This is a genomic window from Halomicrobium sp. HM KBTZ05 (genome assembly GCF_041530035.1).
GTDB lineage: Archaea > Halobacteriota > Halobacteria > Halobacteriales > Haloarculaceae > Halomicrobium.
This window is the reverse complement of record NZ_CP168057.1, coordinates 2,782,711-2,800,716: the sequence shown is the minus strand read 5'-3', so window position 1 is coordinate 2,800,716 and position 18,006 is coordinate 2,782,711. Positions and strand designations below refer to the sequence as shown.

At 67.9% G+C, this 18,006-nt stretch carries 24 protein-coding genes; 7 read left to right on the top strand and 17 right to left on the bottom strand.

Annotated elements, in window-relative coordinates:
• Positions 1 to 2 precede the first annotated feature (2 nt).
• The 5 genes from ACAH01_RS14560 to ACAH01_RS14540 all read right to left on the bottom strand — a co-directional run bounded on the left by ACAH01_RS14560 (position 3) and on the right by ACAH01_RS14540 (position 2,735).
• Positions 3 to 653, bottom strand: a complete 651-nt coding sequence (locus tag ACAH01_RS14560; RefSeq protein WP_372479678.1) for a bifunctional 4-hydroxy-2-oxoglutarate aldolase/2-dehydro-3-deoxy-phosphogluconate aldolase — start codon at positions 651 to 653, stop codon at positions 3 to 5.
• Between the two features lie 70 nt (positions 654 to 723).
• Complete coding sequence (locus ACAH01_RS14555) at positions 724 to 1,095, bottom strand: cupin domain-containing protein (protein WP_372479677.1); 372 nt, start codon at positions 1,093 to 1,095, stop codon at positions 724 to 726.
• A 3-nt stretch (positions 1,096 to 1,098) separates the two neighbouring features.
• Positions 1,099 to 1,527 (bottom strand): type II toxin-antitoxin system VapC family toxin, encoded by a 429-nt coding sequence (locus ACAH01_RS14550; protein ID WP_153552381.1) that lies wholly within the window; start codon positions 1,525 to 1,527, stop codon positions 1,099 to 1,101.
• Positions 1,527 to 1,775 (bottom strand): AbrB/MazE/SpoVT family DNA-binding domain-containing protein, encoded by a 249-nt coding sequence (locus ACAH01_RS14545; protein WP_153552382.1) that lies wholly within the window; start codon positions 1,773 to 1,775, stop codon positions 1,527 to 1,529. Before ACAH01_RS14545 ends, ACAH01_RS14550 begins: the two co-directional genes overlap by 1 nt.
• 81 nt (positions 1,776 to 1,856) lie before the next feature.
• On the bottom strand, positions 1,857 to 2,735 hold the full coding sequence (locus tag ACAH01_RS14540) for a hypothetical protein (RefSeq protein ID WP_372479676.1): 879 nt from the start codon (positions 2,733 to 2,735) through the stop codon (positions 1,857 to 1,859).
• A 100-nt stretch (positions 2,736 to 2,835) separates the two neighbouring features.
• Here ACAH01_RS14540 and ACAH01_RS14535 point away from each other — a divergent pair, with 100 nt between their 5' ends.
• Positions 2,836 to 4,242, top strand: a complete 1,407-nt coding sequence (locus tag ACAH01_RS14535) for a signal recognition particle protein Srp54 (RefSeq protein ID WP_372479675.1) — start codon at positions 2,836 to 2,838, stop codon at positions 4,240 to 4,242.
• 7 nt (positions 4,243 to 4,249) lie between these two features.
• Here ACAH01_RS14535 and ACAH01_RS14530 read toward each other — a convergent pair whose 3' ends face one another.
• The 5 genes from ACAH01_RS14530 to ACAH01_RS14510 all read right to left on the bottom strand — a co-directional run bounded on the left by ACAH01_RS14530 (position 4,250) and on the right by ACAH01_RS14510 (position 7,987).
• Positions 4,250 to 4,834, bottom strand: coding sequence for an isoprenylcysteine carboxylmethyltransferase family protein (locus ACAH01_RS14530; RefSeq protein ID WP_372479674.1), 585 nt, complete (start codon positions 4,832 to 4,834; stop codon positions 4,250 to 4,252).
• 330 nt (positions 4,835 to 5,164) lie between these two features.
• Positions 5,165 to 5,386, bottom strand: coding sequence for a hypothetical protein (locus ACAH01_RS14525; protein WP_153552387.1), 222 nt, complete (start codon positions 5,384 to 5,386; stop codon positions 5,165 to 5,167).
• On the bottom strand, positions 5,386 to 5,856 hold the full coding sequence (locus ACAH01_RS14520; protein WP_372479673.1) for a universal stress protein: 471 nt from the start codon (positions 5,854 to 5,856) through the stop codon (positions 5,386 to 5,388). The genes ACAH01_RS14525 and ACAH01_RS14520 overlap by 1 nt, the downstream gene beginning before the upstream one ends.
• The gene (locus ACAH01_RS14515; RefSeq protein ID WP_170093412.1) at positions 5,856 to 7,544 is read right to left on the bottom strand and encodes a cation acetate symporter; all 1,689 of its coding nucleotides are present in this window, start codon (positions 7,542 to 7,544) and stop codon (positions 5,856 to 5,858) included. Before ACAH01_RS14515 ends, ACAH01_RS14520 begins: the two co-directional genes overlap by 1 nt.
• On the bottom strand, positions 7,541 to 7,987 hold the full coding sequence (locus tag ACAH01_RS14510; protein ID WP_372479672.1) for a DUF4212 domain-containing protein: 447 nt from the start codon (positions 7,985 to 7,987) through the stop codon (positions 7,541 to 7,543). The genes ACAH01_RS14515 and ACAH01_RS14510 overlap by 4 nt, the downstream gene beginning before the upstream one ends.
• Before the next feature lie 203 nt (positions 7,988 to 8,190).
• Here ACAH01_RS14510 and ACAH01_RS14505 point away from each other — a divergent pair, with 203 nt between their 5' ends.
• From ACAH01_RS14505 to ACAH01_RS14495, 3 genes are read left to right on the top strand one after another with little or no spacing between them, the layout of a single operon-like run.
• Entirely contained in the window at positions 8,191 to 8,769 is a 579-nt protein-coding gene (locus ACAH01_RS14505) for a magnesium transporter (protein WP_372479670.1), read from the top strand.
• A 1-nt stretch (position 8,770) separates the two neighbouring features.
• The gene (locus ACAH01_RS14500; RefSeq protein WP_170093414.1) at positions 8,771 to 9,337 is read left to right on the top strand and encodes a magnesium transporter; all 567 of its coding nucleotides are present in this window, start codon (positions 8,771 to 8,773) and stop codon (positions 9,335 to 9,337) included.
• Positions 9,338 to 9,385: 48 nt separating this feature from the next.
• Entirely contained in the window at positions 9,386 to 10,435 is a 1,050-nt protein-coding gene (locus ACAH01_RS14495; protein ID WP_372479669.1) for a nucleoside recognition protein, read from the top strand.
• Here the strand turns inward: ACAH01_RS14495 and ACAH01_RS14490 are convergent.
• Positions 10,432 to 10,845 (bottom strand): hypothetical protein, encoded by a 414-nt coding sequence (locus tag ACAH01_RS14490; protein ID WP_372479668.1) that lies wholly within the window; start codon positions 10,843 to 10,845, stop codon positions 10,432 to 10,434. The genes ACAH01_RS14495 and ACAH01_RS14490 overlap by 4 nt on opposite strands.
• A gap of 82 nt (positions 10,846 to 10,927) precedes the next feature.
• Here ACAH01_RS14490 and ACAH01_RS14485 point away from each other — a divergent pair, with 82 nt between their 5' ends.
• Together ACAH01_RS14485 and ACAH01_RS14480 are read left to right on the top strand one after the other, a co-directional pair.
• Positions 10,928 to 11,833 carry a lamin tail domain-containing protein gene (locus ACAH01_RS14485; RefSeq protein WP_372479667.1) on the top strand — a complete coding sequence of 302 codons (906 nt, stop codon included), beginning with the start codon at positions 10,928 to 10,930 and terminating at the stop codon, positions 11,831 to 11,833.
• Positions 11,834 to 11,899: 66 nt separating this feature from the next.
• Positions 11,900 to 13,003, top strand: coding sequence for a molybdopterin-dependent oxidoreductase (locus ACAH01_RS14480; protein WP_372479666.1), 1,104 nt, complete (start codon positions 11,900 to 11,902; stop codon positions 13,001 to 13,003).
• On the opposite strand, the gene ACAH01_RS14475 is transcribed toward ACAH01_RS14480, so the two are convergent.
• Genes ACAH01_RS14475 through ACAH01_RS14465 form a run of 3 tightly spaced genes read right to left on the bottom strand, consistent with a single transcriptional unit; the run spans position 13,004 to position 14,630 of the window.
• Positions 13,004 to 13,630 carry an HAD family hydrolase gene (locus tag ACAH01_RS14475; RefSeq protein WP_372479664.1) on the bottom strand — a complete coding sequence of 209 codons (627 nt, stop codon included), beginning with the start codon at positions 13,628 to 13,630 and terminating at the stop codon, positions 13,004 to 13,006.
• Positions 13,627 to 14,043, bottom strand: coding sequence for an RNA-binding domain-containing protein (locus ACAH01_RS14470; RefSeq protein WP_170093420.1), 417 nt, complete (start codon positions 14,041 to 14,043; stop codon positions 13,627 to 13,629). The genes ACAH01_RS14475 and ACAH01_RS14470 overlap by 4 nt, the downstream gene beginning before the upstream one ends.
• On the bottom strand, positions 14,040 to 14,630 hold the full coding sequence (locus tag ACAH01_RS14465; protein ID WP_170093421.1) for an AAA family ATPase: 591 nt from the start codon (positions 14,628 to 14,630) through the stop codon (positions 14,040 to 14,042). The genes ACAH01_RS14470 and ACAH01_RS14465 overlap by 4 nt, the downstream gene beginning before the upstream one ends.
• Before the next feature lie 87 nt (positions 14,631 to 14,717).
• On the opposite strand from ACAH01_RS14465, the gene ACAH01_RS14460 reads away from it, so the two are divergent.
• The gene (locus ACAH01_RS14460) at positions 14,718 to 15,095 is read left to right on the top strand and encodes a YccF domain-containing protein (RefSeq protein ID WP_372479663.1); all 378 of its coding nucleotides are present in this window, start codon (positions 14,718 to 14,720) and stop codon (positions 15,093 to 15,095) included.
• Here ACAH01_RS14460 and ACAH01_RS14455 read toward each other — a convergent pair whose 3' ends face one another.
• From ACAH01_RS14455 to ACAH01_RS14445, 3 genes are all read right to left on the bottom strand, one after another.
• A complete protein-coding gene (locus ACAH01_RS14455) occupies positions 15,096 to 15,938 on the bottom strand; it encodes a polyprenyl synthetase family protein (protein ID WP_170093423.1) in 843 nt (280 codons plus the stop codon).
• A gap of 231 nt (positions 15,939 to 16,169) precedes the next feature.
• Positions 16,170 to 17,120 (bottom strand): electron transfer flavoprotein subunit alpha/FixB family protein, encoded by a 951-nt coding sequence (locus ACAH01_RS14450; protein ID WP_372479662.1) that lies wholly within the window; start codon positions 17,118 to 17,120, stop codon positions 16,170 to 16,172.
• Entirely contained in the window at positions 17,117 to 17,908 is a 792-nt protein-coding gene (locus ACAH01_RS14445; protein WP_372479661.1) for an electron transfer flavoprotein subunit beta/FixA family protein, read from the bottom strand. Before ACAH01_RS14445 ends, ACAH01_RS14450 begins: the two co-directional genes overlap by 4 nt.
• Between the last annotated feature and the right edge of the window lie 98 nt (positions 17,909 to 18,006).

The following is an 18,006-nucleotide window of genomic DNA, read 5'->3' as shown; positions in this document are numbered from 1 at the left end:
GATCAGTTCCGGGCGTCCTCGACAGCCTGAACGAACTCCGCGGCCTGTTCGCGGACCCCGTCCATGTCGCCGGCTTCGATGGCCTCGTAGTTCACCAGCGCAGAGCCGGCACCGACCGCGACCGCACCGGCATCGAAGTAGTCGGCGACGTTGTCGGCCGAGACGCCGCCGGTCGGCATGATCGGCACGTCTCCGAGCGGGCCCTGGAGTGCGCCGATGTGGCTCGGGCCGACGGTCTTGGCCGGGAACATCTTCAGGATGTCCGCCCCGGCGGCCATCGCCGCGTCGGCTTCGGTGGGGGTCATGACGCCGGGGATGGCGACGACGCTCTCGCGATTACAGACCTCGATGACCTCCTCGTTGAGGTTCGGGGCCAGCACGAACTCCGCGCCGGCCTCGATGACGTTGCGCGCTGCGGCGGCGTCCATCACGGTGCCCGCACCGATGACCGCATCCGTCCCTTCGAGCGCGCGGTCGACCTTCGCGATCATCTCGCTGCAGCGCTTGGCGTCGGCGGTCAGTTCCAGCGCCGTCACGCCGCCCGCGTGGATCGCTTCGGCCACGTCGACGATGTCGTCTTCGGGGATGTCGCGCATGACTGCGGTCACGCCGCTGTCGACGATGCTGTCCACGACTGCCTGTTTGTTCGTCATGGGCGAGGCTGCGTGGGGCGGTGACTAAAGCCCATCTCTTTGCCCGCCAGATCTGAGAACCGCAGACGCTTCACTCCGCGTCGTCGTAGGGGATCGCCGGATCGGTCTTGGGCGCGCCCGTCCCCATCACGGTCACGTCGCCGTCGGCCTCGGCGGGGTTGTACGCCCGGTGGGGGCTCTCGGGCTCGGCCACGAACACCTCGCCTTCCGGGACGACGAACTCCTCGTCGGGCGTCTCGACGTGGAGCGTCCCCGAGAGCACGACGAAGGCCTCCTCGCGCTGGCGGTGTGCGTGGTAGACGCGGGGTAGTTGCTCGCCGGGGGCCATGGTGTACCGGGCGAGGTGGAGCAGCGACGTGTCCGCCTGGTCGGAGACCGCTCGTCGGTCACAGGGGTAGTCCGGCGTCGCGTCGAGCTCGTCGGGGTCGATCTGGTGGTACATGAGTTAGCTGTGTGGATCGTGTGGTGTGTCGAGACGGGTGAGTTCGTCCACAGCGTCGAAGTCGTCGTCGAAGCTGTAGACGTATTCGATGCCGGTCCGTCGCATGTAGGCCACGAGTATCGCGTCCGTCAACGAGAGTCCGTCGTACTGTCGGAACAGTGAGCGACCACCGTCGAAGTCGGTCCTGGTCGTCTCGTCGAGTTCGAAGTCTGTGCTCGCCTGGAGCGCGTCGAGCGTTTCGATCGCGGTCTCGTTGCCGACCCGCGTGTGCAGGTAGTTCAGCGTCTCTGTGAGGACGTGCTCCGGGATTCGTCCCGTCGGCAGGGTCCCGGCCTCGATGGCCGCCGTGATCGCGCGACCGTCCTCGTGGTGCTGGTCGTTCGCGATCCGGGCCGCGATGAGGACGTTCGAGTCGACGAGCGCAGTCGCCATCAGTAGTCTCCGGCGACTGCGTCGTGGTCGGCGGCGGCGTCTGTGGGTTCCTCGGCTTCGACGGGATCGAGATCCGAGAACGCCCCGCGACGGCGTTCGACGATCTCGACGCTCAATTCGCCGTCGTCCGTGACGCGCCAGCGGAGTCTGTCGCCAGCCTCCAGTCCGAGTTCGTCCCGGACGCTCGCCGGCACCGTCACGGAGTAACTGTCGTTGACCGTCGTCTCGTCCTCCGTGGTGTTGGACATGCCTATCGATTGACGATGTGCCCGAATAAATTTGCTGGGTAATTACCACAGTAGCCGGTGACGCTCGGGTGACGGCACGACTCACTGGCCCGTCAGCCGTCGATACACGTTCGTCCGGACCCGATAGGCCAGAATAGTGGCGAGGAGTAGCGCGCAAACGGTCGACAGACCGGGATAGACGAGCCCGCCGGCCGCTCCGAAGGGGATTCCGACGGCACTGAGGACGAACAGTGCCGGTACTGTTGCCAGAGAGAGCCCGAACACGGACAGGACGAGCAGCGTGACGAACTCTGAGGCCCGGTCCCCGCCGTCGTACCGAGCGTTCAGGCCTGCACAGACTGCCGCGCCGGCCACTGCGAGACCGATCGTCGCCGGCCCAGCGTCAACGCTGACGTTCCGAGCAGGAGAGCGCAGCAGGTACTCCGTGTAGATCGCGAACCCGACGAGCCCGAGACAGAGTCCAACGAGAGCGCCCTGGACAGCACCGAGAAGTACGTTCCGGTACTGTTCGTACCACCCGGGATCGGTTCGATAGCCCAGCACGTCGGCGATCAAAAGGACGAACAGGGAGGTCAGGGACGGCAGCAGAAACCACGGCACGGTGTACAGTCCGTCACCGAGTACACTCTGGTAGAGCAGTGTCGGGACGATCGCGAGCGCCCAACCGGCGAAGAGGGCACCGGTGAACCGTATCCGCCGCTGGTGGGCGTCGGTGGTCGTTATCCCACGGTCGGTCCGCAGCCACGAGTACCCGGCGACACCGCCGACGAGCAGTGCAGGGAACGTCGCTAACTGAAGGACGAACACCCACTGGGGCGGGAGGAAGGCCTCGGAGGTCGCCCTGTAGTAGTTCCTGACCGCACTCGCGGCACTGTCGACGACGAACGAGCAGCACAGTCCCCACTGGAGAGCCGCGACGAGGCTCTGCCTTCGCTCCGAGGGCGGCGATTCAGTCGGCATATTTCCGCCCCGAATTCGACTGATATAAGTGCTGTGGAACTGCCGAGGGCTCGTCCCAGCAGACAAAGGCTTTAACGACGGGGTCGCGTATCTCCGTCAAATGGTACTCGACGATCTGGGCAGTTCCCTGCGGGGGACGCTCGACGATCTCCGTGGCAAGTCCCGCATCTCCGAGGAGGACATCGAGGGCATCGTCAAGGAGATCCAGCGGTCGCTGCTGCAGGCGGACGTGGACGTGGGGCTGGTCCAGGAGCTATCGGACAACATCGAGTCGCGGGCGCTGGACGAGGAACCGCCCGCCGGCACGACCCCGCGAGACTGGGTCTTGCGCATCGTCTACGAGGAACTGGTCGATCTGGTCGGCGAATCCACCGAGATCCCACTGGAGAACCAGACGATCATGCTCGCCGGCCTCTACGGGTCGGGGAAGACCACGACCGCGGCAAAGATGGCGTGGTGGTTCTCGAAGAAAGGGCTCCGGCCGGCGATCATCCAGACCGACACCGACCGGCCCGGCGCGTACGACCAGTCCAAGCAGATGGCCGAGCGCGCGGAGGTGGAGTTCTACGGCGACGAGGACGCCGACGATCCCGTGAAGATCGCCCGCGACGGGCTGGCAGCCACCGAAGACGCCGACGTGCGCATCGTCGACACGGCCGGTCGTGACGGGCTGAACGAGGAACTGATCGAGCAGATCGAACGTATCGGCGCGGCGGTCGAGCCCGACCGGAACCTGCTGGTGATCGACGCCGCGATGGGGCAGTCCGCGAAGGACCAGGCCCAGGAGTTCGAGGACGCCATCGGCATCGACGGCGTCACGATCACGAAACTCGACGGGACGGCGAAAGGTGGGGGCGCACTGGCCGCGGTCGACCAGACCGACTCCACCATCGCCTTCCTCGGGACCGGCGAGACCGTCAAGGACATCGAGCGCTTCGAGCCGTCGGGCTTTATCTCCCGACTGCTCGGCATGGGCGACCTGAAGCAGCTCACCGAGCGCGTCGAGCGCGCGATGGAGGAGACCGGCCAAGAGGAGGGCGAGTGGGAGCCCGAGGACATGATGGAGGGCTCCTTCACGCTGAAGGACATGCGCAAGCAGATGGAGGCGATGAACAACATGGGGCCGCTGGATCAGGTGATGGACATGATCCCCGGGCTGGGCGGCGGGCTCATGGACCAGCTGCCAGACGACGCCATGGACGTGACCCAGGAGCGCATGCGGGACTTCGAGGTCATCATGGACTCGATGACCGAAGAGGAACTGGAGAACCCCCGCGTCGTCGGCCAGTCTCGCACCGAGCGCATCGCCCGCGGGTCGGGCAAGCCCGAGGAGCGCATCCGCGAGTTGCTCCAGCAGCACAAGCAGATGGACCAGATGCTCAACCAGTTCCAGGGCATGGGCGAGGGCGACATGGAACGGATGATGCAGCAGATGCAACAGCAGGGCGGCGGCCCCGGCGGCGGCATGGGCGGGATGGGCGGCGGTGGCGGTCCCTTCGGGGACTGAGCGTTTCTCACCAGACGCCCGGTAGCAGCCGGTACGGCGTTCGTTCGACGTAGTTCTCGTAGTCGTCCAGTTGCTCCCGGAGCGCCCGCTCCTCGACGGTGATCCGGTGGCCGAACCCGACCAGCGCGCCCCCCAGCGCCGCGAGGAGGCTCACCGCGTTGCCGGTGACGAGGCCGATCCCGAGGTAGGTCACGACCGCGCCGGTGTAGGAGGGGTGGCGCACCCACCGGTACGGACCCCACTCGACGACGGTGTGGTCGTCTTTGAGGGCGACGCGGTGACTGAACTGCTCGCCAAGCGCCAGCATCGCCACGAGCCGCAGGCCAAAGCCCGCGAGCATGGTGGCGATCCCGAGCCAGAAGGCGAGGACGGGCGCGCCCAGCGAGCCGACGCCGGTGAAGGGGACGGCGACTGCGACGACGGTGCCGACGCTCGTCGCCGTCCAGAGCACGCCGAACGACCCTCGCTCGACGGGGATGTCGGTGTCGGCGTCCCAGAGCCACCGGGCGACGGCCTCCCGCAGTGCCAGCAGGCACGCCGTCCCGAAGAGAACGCGGAGGTACGGCGACTGCACGAACAACGGCCGCGTCATGGGGTGGTGTAGGTCTATTCGGGAAGAAAGCGATTCCGTTTTCGGGCGCAGTATTCAACAACAGGGGCAATATCGGGACAGGACACCGAAAGGGCGAGTGGCGCTTGATCCCTCCCAGACGAAGCAAGCACCTACTGGAGCGCAGCGAGTCTCGGAGCGGTCAAGCGGCGCGAGGGCTTTCAGTGTATTGAGCCAAGCGAGTAAAGCAACGTGTTCGGCGTGTCAACGAGCAAAACGATCGATTGCTCGAAAGGCGAGCGCAGCGAGTCTTGCGGTGTCTGCAACCGGTCACTCACTGCTTCCGAATCCGATCCTTGCTTGCCGGCAGTATCAGTCCCCGCCCTCACTCCTGGCCGCCGCGAGCGACCAGAAGAAGCCGTAGTAGGCGAGGACGCCGGCCCCCATCGTGAGGTAGTAGGCCCACTGGGGGCCGGCAAGCAGGTCGAACAGCAGGGTCACGGCCGTGACCCAGATCACCGCGAAGGCCAGGTCGACCAGCATGCCAGAGCGGTGTTCCTGGACGTGTTCGCCGATCGTTTCGAGGACGCCCATCAGGCCTCGTCGCCCTCCCCGTGTGCGTCGACGACCAGCACCGGCAAGCGAGTCCGGCGCAGCACCTTCTCGGCGACGCTGCCCAGGACGACCCGCGAGAGCCCCGACCGGCCGTGCGATCCCATCACCACGAGGTCGATGTCGTTGTCCTCGACGAACTTCCGGATCGCCCGCGCGGGCTGGCCGGCCGTGACGTGTTCCTCGACGGTCAGGTCGTGCTCGGCCGCCCGGTCGACGACGTAGCCGGTGGCGTTCTCGGCCTCGTCGGTGACTTCCGTCATCTCGTCGAGGTCGCCCCGACGGATGCGGTCGATCTGTTCGGTGCCCAGCGAGTAGTTGGTCGCGTCGATGTCGACGACGTAGAGCGCGTGCAGCGTCGCGTCGTACTTCGTGGCGATGTCGATCGCGTGCTCGACCGCGCTCTCGGCCGTGTCGCTACCGTCTGTCGGGACGAGAATGTTGTCGTACATCAGTCATCACCTGGCGTTTCCGCACCGCTGACGACCTCTTCGGCCGTCTGCTGTTGTCCCATCGGTTCCGGGCTGTGACACTGGCGGACCATCCGTTTGGTCTCCAGTGGCGGTTCGTCGGTGACCAGCGAGACGGCGATCGTGACGACGAACACCACCGGCGCGGCGACCAGCGCCGAGCCGATCGCCGGGAGCCACTGTGCGAGGGCCGCCGAGAGCACGCCGTCGGAGCCGGCGGCACCCGCGAGGATGCCGTAGCTCGGGACGACCTCGTTGATCATCGGGACGAGCCAGATGACGAGCCCGGTCGACATCCCGGCCAGCGCGCCCTGTCGGTTCGTGTTCTCCCACCAGAGGCCGAGGAAGAACATCGGGAAGAGTACGGAGCCCGCCAGCGAGAAGGCGTAGGTCACCAGCGCGGCGATCGGCGCGGCCGGGTCGAGCGCGGCCAGCGTCGTGATGACGCCCAGCGCGACGATGCTCAGGCGACCGACCAGCACCTGCTGGCGCTGGGTCGCGTCGGGGTTGATCAGGCCCTTGTAGATGTCGTGAGAGATGGCCGAGGAGCCGGCGATAAAGAGGCCGGCGGTCGTCGCGATCGCGGCGGCGATCCCGCCCGAGGCGACGAGGCCGACGAACCACTCGGGCAGTCCCGCGAGCTGGGTCGCCAGCACGACGATCACGTCGCCCGCGGCACTGGACATGCCGGGATCGCCGTAGACGGCACCGATCTCCTTGGCGTAGAGGTCGGTCCCGAAGGCGGCGAAGGCCGGCGCGCTCAGGTACAGCAGGCAGATGAAAAAGAGGCCCCAGACCGTCGACCAGCGGGCCGTCCGCTCGCTCTCGACCGTGTAGAACCGCACCAGCACGTGTGGCAAGCCACAGGTCCCGACCACGAGCGTGAACGCCGTCGCGATCCACGTGTAGTAGCTCTCGGTGGTGAACGGCTCGCTGAACTCGGCGCTGAGCGCACCGATCAACCGACCGTACTCCAGCTGGGGCAACACCGTCGAGTACCCCTGGGTGTACCCGACCGCGTAGAGGCCGGCCAGGAACGCGACGATGAGGATGACGAACTGGACGGTCATGTTCTTGGTCGCGCCCAGCATGCCCGACAGCGTGAGGTAGCCCACCGTGATCGCCATCATCAACACGACCATCGACTGGTACCCCGAGAGGCCGGGGATGCCGATGTCGCCGAAGATGTACAGGCCGACCAGTCCCATCCCGCGGGCCTGTCCGATGGCGTAGACGAACCCGATCAAAAAGGTCGTCACGGCCGCCATCGCGCGTGCGCCGTCGGAGTTGAAGCGGTCACCGACGAAGTCCGGTGCGGTGTACTTCCCGAACCGGCGCATCTGGGCGGCCATGAAGATCAGGAGGATGAAGTAGCCCGTCGACCAGCCGACGACGAAGGCCAGTCCGTAGAAGCCAAACAGCGCGATCGTCGCGGCCATCCCGAGGTAGGAGGCCGCAGACATCCAGTTCGCGCCGATCGCCATCCCGTTCTCGACGTTGCCGATCGAGCGGCCGGCGACCCACATGCCCTCGGTGTCTGCCACCTTGAACACGTAGCCGACCGCCAGAAAGAGCAAGAGCATGGCCGTGACCATGATCCCGGGGATGAGCTTGAACGAGATTTCGAGTCCCTCCGGGAGCAGGCCCGACTGGAGGAGGAGGCCGCTCATTCGGCGGTCCCTCCGTCGGCCGCGGTCGCGACCTCCGTCTCCGGTTCGGGCTCGGTCTCGTGGCTGATCCCGTACTCCTCGTCGAGCGCGTCACGCTTGCGAGCGTACCAGATCGACAGGAGCAACGCGCCGACTGGCGCGCCGATCCCGACCAGGAAGTAGTGCAGCGGGAACCCGATGACCGGGATGGGTGCCGTCATCACGCCGGGGATGATCGGCGTCAGCGAGACCGGGCCGAACACGATGAGCAGCCACGCGACGAAGCCCGACCAGATGATCCGCAGGTGGTCGCGCATGAACGGCGTCGACGGACTGAAGATGTTGACCTCGGCGTCCAGGTACGCCACGCCGTCCTCGGTCACGACGCCGCCGTCCGGGCGGGGGTCGGACTCGGTGGTCGACTCGTCGGCTGTGCTGCCGTCGTCAGCATCACCATTTTTCATGATGTACACTGGGTCGGTACTAACGCCTGTTTGAAAACTCTATGGTCGAAATGACAGATAAACGTTATTCGAGTGGCGATCGATTGCACGCAGACACACCCGCCGGCCGCTTCGCTCTCCGCGGCAAGTGACAACTCACGTTGTCGGCCCGCGACGCGGAGCGATGCACCCCCTTTTTGGACTGTCCGGTCGTTCCGTCGTCAATGACGGTCCGCGAGATCGCCGCGGAGGCCTACCGGGAGACGATCCCGGTGCTGGTGTTGAGTGCGATCGGCGGCCTGTTCGCCGGACTCGTCCTGGTGGGGATGGAGGCAGAGCTCGCGGCCGTCCCCGGCCTGCTGGTCCTGGTGCCGGCGCTGCTCGCGACGCGGGGCAACGTCTACGGCTCGCTGGGCGCGCGGCTCGGCTCTGCGCTCCACCAGGGTGTCATCGAACCCACGCTCGGCTTCGGCGACGAGCGGCTCAACGCCGCGATCGCCGCCGCGCTGGCGAACGGCGTTCTCGTCAGTGGCTTCGCGGCCGTGCTGGGCGTCGTCGTGTTGCGTGTCCTGGGCAGCGAGTCGGCCGGCCTCGCGACGCTCGTCGCGATCTCGTTGCTCGCCGGTCTCCTGTCGGGACTGTTGCTGACGGTGGCCGTCGTCACGGTCGTCGTCGTCGGCTACCGTCGCGGACTCAACCCCGACACGCTCGCCGGGCCGGTCGTGACGACGACGGGCGACGTGGTCGGTATCGCGACGATGCTCGTGGCCGCACGGGTCGTGCTCGCCCTCGGGGGTGGCTGAGATGGTCGAAGGATCGGCCGAGTGGTCGGTGTCTGGCATCGTGGAGACGATGCTCCCGCTGCTGTGCGTGTTGACCGCGATCGAACTGGTCAGTGGACTCGTCCTGGAGTCCTTCGAGGCGACGCTGCTGGCCGCGCCGTCGCTGCTCTTGCTCGTTCCGGTGACAATCGGGATGGGCGGCAATCTCGGCAGCGTGCTGGCCGCCCGGCTCTCGACGGCGCTTCACCTCGGCTTGCTCTCCTTTTCGCCGACCGACGACCGCCTCGCGGGCAACGCCGTCGCGACGATCGGGCTCTCGCTGACGGTGTTCCCGCTCGTCGGGGCCGGCGCGTGGGGGCTGACCGCCGTGGTCGGCGAGACGGGGCTCACACTGGGCACCGTGGTCCTGATCGCGCTCCTGAGTGGCCTCGTGCTGTCGGTGCTGGCCGTCGTCGTCACCGTGGTCACGACCTACGCGGCCTACCGCTACCGTCTGGACCCCGACGACGTGGTCGTGCCGGTCGTCACCAACGTCTGTGACGTGCTGGGCGTGTTGGTGCTGTTCGGGGTCTACCGGGTCGTGGCGTGATCGGCCGGGACCGACGCGCCTTTGCTCGTCAGGTCCTCAGCACCGCCCGTGCAGCCACACGTCGCCCTCCAGTCGGTCGGGCCGGTCGTCGATCTGCTCTGGGGGACGGTACTCCCGCGGGTGGGGACCATCGCCGTCACGCTGGCGCTGGGCGTGTTCCTCGCCGATCTCGCCGTCGCCTTCGGGATCGTCGAGTACATCGCGACGCTCTCGAAGTACCTCACCGAGCCGGCGAACCTCCCCCGCGAGGTCGGCACCGCGATCCTGGCGACGACGGCCTCGCCGACGGCGGGCTACGGGATGCTCGCGGAGTTCCGCGAGTCGGGCGTGCTGGACGACCGCGCGACGCTGGTGGCCGTCACCATCAACACGTTCTTCGGCTTCGCCCAGCACATCTTCACCTTCTACGCGCCCGTCTTGATCCCGATCCTCGGGCTCCGGGTGGGACTGCTGTACGTCGGCGCTCGCGCCGGTATCTCGCTGGCGATTACGCTCGTAGGCATTCTCGCAGGCGCACTCCTCCTCTCGAACCGCAACGTCGACCGCAGCCGGATGCCCGAGGTGGAGGATCCGACCGAGGAGAACGACACCGCCCACGAGAAAGTCCGGGACGCGGCGGCGTCGACCGCAGACAAGCTCCGGGACATCCTGCCACGTCTGCTGGTCATCTACGCGATCGTCGCCGTCCTCGTCGCCTGGCGCGAGATCCCCGCGCTGGTGACGCTGGTCGGTGCCCTGAGCGAGTCGGGCGCGGCCAGCGTCGTCCCGTCGCTGTCCGAGAGCGTCGGCGCGTTCACCAGCGCCGTCGGCCTGCCAAGCGCCGCCGTCGGCGTCGTCGCGGTCTACACTATCGACACCACCAACGGCTCGATCGTCCTCGCGCCGCTGATCGAGAACGGGACCTTCACCCCTCGTCAGGCCGTCGCGACGATGCTCGTCGGCGGGATCGTCTCCTTCGCCGTCTCGACGTTCAAGCGCTCGATCCCGTTCCAGTACGGCATCTGGGGGGCCGACTTCGGCTCGAAGGTGATCGCGGTCAACACGACGCTGAAGATCGTGTTCATCGCGCTCGCCGTGGTCCTGTTGCTCGTCCCCTAGACGAGCGGCCCCAGTCCGCCCCGGTCGACGAACCGATCGGTCCCGTACCGGACGAGTGCTTCGACGAGTCCGGGGAGGAGTGCGAACCCCAGCAGGAGCGGCCAGACGACGAGGTACGAACTGAGCGGATGCAGGTGCGTGCCGTAGGCCCACTGATACACCGTATCGCCGAGCACCCAGAGGGTCGCGGCGGCCGGCGTGACCAGCGACAGTCGGACGAGCAGGTACAGCGGGACGGCACCGATCAGGAAGAGGCCAACGAGGGCGTAGCCGACGCCAAAGGCGGTCGCGGCCACGTCGTCGGTCGCCCAGTACACGCCGTTCGCGCGCAGCCACGCGAACACGACGGTCGCGTAGACGATCCCACCGACGGCGGCGATGACGCGAGGGTCGCGGAGCTTGGAGGGCATCGTCCGTCACTGCACCGCCCTCGCACATCAATCTCGTGTCCCGACGCTAGAGCTTTGAGTCTCCCCGGCCACCGGACACACGATGGACCGTCGGTGTTCACTGCTCGTCGCCGTGCTGGCTCTGGCCGCCCTCGCCGGCTGTCTCTCGGGCGGGCCACAGACGCCAGCCGCGCCCGGCGACGCCGTCCCGGCAGGGAGTGACACTGTCAACGCCACGGTCACCCGCGTCGTCGACGGCGACACCGTCGAGATCCGGTACGACAACGGGACGTTCGACACCGTCCGGCTGCTCGGGATCGACACCCCCGAGACCCGCGGCGGGACGAACCCCGCGGAGTTCGAGGGCGTGCCCGACACCGCGGCCGGCCGTGCCTGTCTCGAACGGGCCGCCGGCAACGCGACCCGCGCGCTGGAATCCCTCGTCGGCGGCGAGCCAGTCGTCGTCGCTGTCGACCCGCAGGCCGACCGACGGGACCGCTACGATCGGCTGCTGGCTTACCTCGTCGTCGACGGCGTCGACGCCAACGAACGGCTCGTCGAGGCGGGTCACGCGCGAGTCTACGACAGCGCGTTCTCGCGCTCGGAACGGTTCTACGAGCACGAACGGGCCGCGCGGGACGCCGGCCGCGGCGTCTGGGCCTGTGGGGACCCGGCCACGCCGACCGGCGATGTCGGCCTCCGGATCGTCGCCGACGCGCCGGGCGACGACCGCGAGAACCCCAACGGCGAGTTCGTCGTCGTCTCGAACCACGGCGGCGACCCGCTCGCGATCGGCGACTGGACGCTCACCGACGAGGCCGGCCACAGCTACACTTTCCCGTCGAGCGCGACGGTGCCCGCGAACGGCTCGGTCCGACTCTACTCCGGATCGGGGACCGACACTCCCACCGAGTTCTACCGCGGGAACGGCCCGATCTGGAACAACGACGGCGACACCGCCACCCTGCGCGCCGCGAACGGGACGGTCGTCGCCGTGGCGTCGTACTGACTGCTCGCGAGCGTCGCGCGCCGACGCCCGCGACACCCACAAACCGATCCGGCCCCAAGCTGGGGTATGCGCCGGCCCGACTGGCTCCCCGCGCGACCGCTCCGGTGGCTGGAGCCCGGCCCGCGCGTCCTCGACTGGAGTCTCGCCGCCGCGGTCGCGCTCATTCTCGCGACGGGTCTCTACAGCCTCGTCGCGGGCGTCCCCGCACAGGCCTGGGTCTTCGATCTCCACGCGATCGCCGGGATCGCGCTCGTGGTCCTCCTGGCGTTCAAGCTCCGCCGGGTCGCGCCCCGAGTCACGCCCGACCGCCTGACCGGGCCGCGCGTCCTCTCGCTGTCTCTCGCTGTCGTCACCGCGGCGGCGCTCGCAACGGGGCTGTGGTGGGTGCTGGGCGGTTCGGTCTCGATCGGTCCTTGGGGCCTGCTGAACCTCCACATCGGCGTCGGGCTGGTCGTCCCAGTCGTCCTCCTCTTGCACCTTCGCCATCGCTTTCACGACCCACGCGACGTGCCGAGCCGTGACCGCCGCACAGCACTGCAGTACGCCGGGATCGCCGGCATCGCGGCCCTGACCTGGCGGAGTCAGCGAGTGCTCAACGACGTCCTCGATACGGCCGGCGCGGACCGGCGATTCACCGGCTCCCGCGAGGTCGGGACGGACGAGGGCAACGCCTTCCCGCCGACGAGCTGGATGGCCGACGATCCAGATCCGATCGACCACGACGAGTGGGCGCTATCGGTCACTGGCCGAGTCGCCAATCCCGCGACGTTCGGCGTCGACGATCTGGAACTGGACGATCCCGAGGGTGCCGACGAGCAGCGGGCCGTCCTCGACTGCACCAGCGGCTGGTACTCCGAGCACGACTGGCAGGGCGTCGCAGTCGCGGAGCTGCTGGCGGCGGTCGAACCGGACGACGCCGCCCGGTGGGTCCAGTTCCGTTCCGTGACGGGGTATCGCTGGTCGCTGCCCATCTCGGAGGCCGAGGACGCACTGCTGGCGACCCACGTCGACGGCGACCCCCTCACGCACGGCCACGGCGCGCCGATGCGACTGGTCGCGCCGGGACGCCGCGGCCTCCAGTGGGTCAAGTGGATCGACGAGGTCAGACTCTCTCGCCGCCGCGAGATCGGCGAGTCGGTCGCGATCTTCGTCAGCGGCTTCGAGGAGTGATCACAGCATCGCGGTGAGGATCGCGAACAGGTCCGTCTCGGCGTCCTCGTACTGCACCGGGACGAAACCGGCCTCCCGGGCGGCCACCACGTCCGACTCGTGGCTGTCGCCGACCATCACGTACTCCTCGGCGTCGACACGCTCGCGGACGGCGTCGTAGGGATCGCCGTCGGTCTTGTGCCCGCCCACGTCGTAGGAGATCACCGTCTCGTCGAAGTGCGCGCCAAGGTCGTGGTGGCCGATCTTCGCGCGCTGCCACTCGCCGACGCCGTCGCTACAGACCACGAGCGTCGTCGCCTCGTCCGCGCCCAGTTCCGAGAGACAGTCTCGCGCGGCCGACGACACGCTGGTCGCCGCGAACTCCTCGGCTCGCAGCGCCGCCACGAGCGCGTCCACGTCGGCGTCGATCTCGGCTTCCGCCAGCGCGGCCCGCATCCCCGCGTGGTACGGCTCCGGCGTACACCCCTCGAACGCGTCGAAGAAACCGCTCTCGTAGGCCGCGACCATCTCCTCGGTCGCGGTCCCGAGCTCGCGCTCGAAGGTCGTCGTCAGTATCTCGTCGAACGAGCGATCGTACTGGACCAGCGTCCCGTCGAGGTCGAAACAGATCGCCGTCGTGGTACTCATTCGGTGTCGATGGGTGCGCCGTCCTCGGTCGGCGGTGCGATGGCGTCGATGAAGGCCTCGGCCGACGGCTCGGTCACGCGCACTCGGACGTGGATGTCGCCGAGCTCTGCGGGACCGCCGACAGAGAAGTTGATCCGCCCCTCGAAGGCCGCCTGCTTGTTCAACTCGAAGGTGAACGTGTCGTCGTCGAGCGTGTCGAGGAAGACGCCCCGCGCCGTGTCGAGGATCTCCTCGCGGTGGAGCAGCTCCGAGACGTGGCTCATGTCGTGACACGTCGCGACGATCTGGTCGCCCTCGTAGCTGGGATCGGCCGCCGGGAAGATGTTGGTGACGGCGTCGGCGACTCGATCCGTCACCTCGGTGTCGTGGACCGGCGCAGTCACCCGCACGTCGACGCTGTAGACCGTGCTCATGCGTCTCCCTCCGCGGTGTCGTACTGGCTCCGGTAGGCGTCGACGCCGTCGGCCAGCAGCGTCCGCACTTTCGACTGGAACGCCTCCAGACTGTCGGTGTTGTCGATGTGTACGTCGGCCCGCTCCATCGCTGCGTCCATGCCAAAGCCTCGCTCGCGTTCGTCGCGCTCTTCGAGGGATTCCCCGCCGTCGTCGCGGTCGCCGTCCCGGCCCCGTTCTGCCAGCCGCGCTTTCCGGACCTCGAACGGTGCCTCGATGCTGACCAGCGAGAACGACGCGCCGAACGCCGCCTCGAAGGCGTCGACCTCCACGTCCGACCGGACGCCGTCGACCAGCACCGCGTCGTTCGACGCGAGCTCGTCTTCGATCAGCGGGAGCGACCGCTCGGCGATGGCCGCCGGCCCGTTCTCTTCGCGCAGCGCCGTCGCCACGCGGCCGTGCTCGGTCGCCGGATCCAGGCCGCGGTCCCGACACTCCGCCCGGATCACGTCTCCCATCGTCACGACCGGCACGTCCAGCTCGCGGGCGACGTTGGCGGCCTCGCCCTTGCCGCTGCCCGGTAGCCCGACCGTCGCGAGTACTCTCATGGTGCTGGGATAGTCCCAGCCGTCGCTTAAGCACTGTGCTCCACCCGCGACAGCAAGCATATACCCACTGATCGTCTACCCCTCGACATGACCCAGCGCTCCTTCGCCGTCCGTGCCCTCTGGTTCGTCCTCGTGGGCTGGTGGCTCACGCCGATCGTCGTCAACGTCGCGTGGCTGTTGAATGTTACCGTGATCCTGCTCCCGTTCGGGATCAAGCTCATCAACCTCGTCCCGACGGCGCTGACGCTGGCCGAACCTCGGTCGCTAGAAGACGGTGCCGGCGCGTCACAGCACTCGCTCGTGGTGCGGGCGATCTACTTCGTGCTCGTGGGCTGGTGGCTCTCGTGGCTGTGGGCCAACGTCGCCGCCGCGCTGTCGATGACGATCGTCGGCATCCCGGTCGCGATCTGGCTGTTCAACCGGCTGCCCTACGTCACCTCGCTGTATCGGTTCCACGGGCGGTAGCTACCGCTCGCGGACGACCACGAACTCCGCCAGATCCTGCAGGTACTCCGTCGCCTGGCTGTCGTCGGTGTCGACGGTCGCGAGCGCTTCGAGCGCGGCGTCGGACTCCGCACGAGCCCGTTCGTTGGCCTCCGCTGGCGTGAGGTCGGTCACCTCGACGAAGGAGGGGCGGTCCATCGCTGCGTCCTGACCGGCGGGCTTGCCCAGCTTCTCCGCGTCGGCCGTCGCGTCGAGCACGTCGTCGCGCATCTGGAAGGCGACGCCGACCCGCTCGGCGTACTGGCCGAAAGCCTCGACCGTGTAGGCGTCGGCGTCGGCCGCGATCGCGCCCAGTTCTGCCGCCGCCCGGAACAGCGCGCCGGTCTTCCGGCGGGCCAGCTCGATGTACTCGGTCTCGTTGGTCGGTTGGCTGACGAGCTCGGTCGCCTCGCCCTCGCCGAGTTCGACCATCGACTCGGTCACGGCCTGCATGGCTCGCTCGTCGCTGGAAAAGAGCGCGAACGCTTCGCCCAGCAGCCCGTCGGAGGCGATGATGGCCGGCCCGTGGCCGAAGGCCGCCCACGCCGAGGGCGTCCCGCGACGCACGTCGGACTCGTCGATGATGTCGTCGATCACCAGCGAGGCGTTGTGGACCAGTTCGATCCCGACCGCGAACTCCACCGCGTCGGCGGGCTCTCCACCCAGCGCCTCACAGACCAGCACCGTCACTGTCGGCCGAACGCGCTTCCCGCCGGCCAGGGCCACGTGGCGGACTTCGTCGGCGAGTTCGTCGGGTTCGACCCCGTCGAGGACGGCCTCCAGCCGTTCCTCGACGCGGTCCCGACGCCGCTGTAAGTACTCCATCATCGGTCCTTAGGACTACCCCAAAAAGTACCTACTCATCCGTCTGCTTCTGGTCGCCGCCCCCGTGCCGGTCTCGGCCGGCCCCGACACCGGAGCCCTCTTGTACCGGTAGCGAAGACGTACACACGACGGCACGGTCGGCCAGCGATCTTTCGGCCCGCGTGGTTTCCACGCGTGGTTCTCGCTGGCTTTCCTACCCCGTCTCTCGAACACCGACGAGCGACGGCGTTCTCACTCGAACTGCTCGATCAGTGCCGGCACCACGTCGAAGAGGTCGTCGACGATCCCGTAGTCGGCGATGTCGAAGATCGGCGCGTTGGGGTCGTCGTTGATCGCGACGATCGTGTCTGCGCCTTTCATCCCGGCGACGTGCTGTACCGCGCCGGAGATGCCGATGGCGATGTACACGTCCGGCGTGACGACCTTGCCAGACTGGCCGACCTGCCTGTTTTTGGGCAGCCAGCCGTTGTCGACGATCGGGCGGGACGCCGACAGCGTCGCGTCGAGCGTGTCGGCCAGATCGCGGATCAGATCGAGGTTCTCCTCTTCCTCGATGCCGCGACCGATCGAGACGAGTACGTCGGCTTCCGAGATGTCGACGTCGCCGCCGCCGACCTCCTGGAAGCCGGTGACCGTCGAGCGGATCGCCGACTCGTCGATCGTCGCCTCGAAGGGTTCGACCGTGGCGTCGCCGCTGCCCTCCGCTGCGGGCCACTCGGCGGGTCTGATCGTGACCGCGGTGCTGTCGGCGTGGCTGTCGATCGTGGTCTCGACCTTCGAGCCGTACAGTTCTCGGGTGGCAGTCAGGCCGTCGTCGTAGGCGAGATCGACGGCGTCGGTGATCAGCGGCAGGCCCAGCCGGTTCGCGACGGCCGGCGCGTAGTCGAGCCCGTTGACGCTCTGGGGCATGAGCAGTACCGTGGGATCGATCTCGTCGGCCAGTTGCGTGACTGCCTGCGTGTACACGTCGTGGTTGAACTCCTCGCCGTGGGCGACCGTGTGGATCACGTCGACGCCCTCGCGGTCGAGCCGATCGGCGAACTCCTCGACCGAGCCGCTGACGACGGCCACGTGGAGGTCGCCGTCGGTCGCGTCGGCCAGCTCGCGGCCGGCGGTCACGAGTTCGTGGCTCACGGCTCGCAACTCGCCGCGGCGGTGTTCGGCGACTGCCAGGACCGTCATTGGCCCACCCCCCGTTCGGCGAGCAGGCCAGCCAGCTCGCCGGCCGTTTCCTCGGGCGTGCCTTCGTACAGCGTCGCGTCACCTTCGGATTCTGGCTCGTACAGCGCGGTCTGTTCGATCGGGCTGTCCAGCGCCGTCGCGTCGAGCCCGATGTCGTCGAGGGTCTTCTCGGCCAGCTCCTTGCTCTGGGCCTGTCGAATCCCGCGGAGGCTGGCGTAGCGGGGATCGTTGATCCCGGTCTGGATCGTCAACACGGCGGGCAGCTCCACGTCGGTCAGCTCCTCGACGCCGCCTTCGAGTTCGCGGTGGACGTGTGCGACGCCCGCTTCGGCGTCGAGGTCGAGCGCGTTGACGACGGCCGCCCACTCGGTCCCCAGCTGGTCGGCAAGCGTCACGCCGGTCGCGCCGAGGCTGTCGTCGGCCGACTGGACGCCCGTGAGTATCAGGTCGGGATCTTCCTGCTCGGCGACGGCCGCGAGCAGGCGCGCTTTCGTCGCGGGATCGAGCATCGCGTCGTCGTCGAGCGCGTCGTCCCAGACACGGATCGCGCGATCGGCACCCTTCGCCAGCGCCTGTCGGATCGTCTCCTCGCTGTCACTGGGGCCGATCGTCACCGTCACGACCTCGACGTCGTCGAGCGATTCGGAGAGCTGGACGGCTTCCTCGACGGCGTACTCGTCCCACTCGTTGAGGTCGGCCGTGACGTACCGATCGTCGATGCCGAGTCCGTCGATCTCGAACTCGTCGTCGACTGCGGTCACCTCCTTTACCGTGACAAGGACTTTCATACCACGCAGTGGGGCCGGCCACCGAATAAACGTTTCCGAACCACGGACCACGCGACGAGAGTTTTTCGGCTCCCGACGCTCCCCGCCGTATCCGCGAT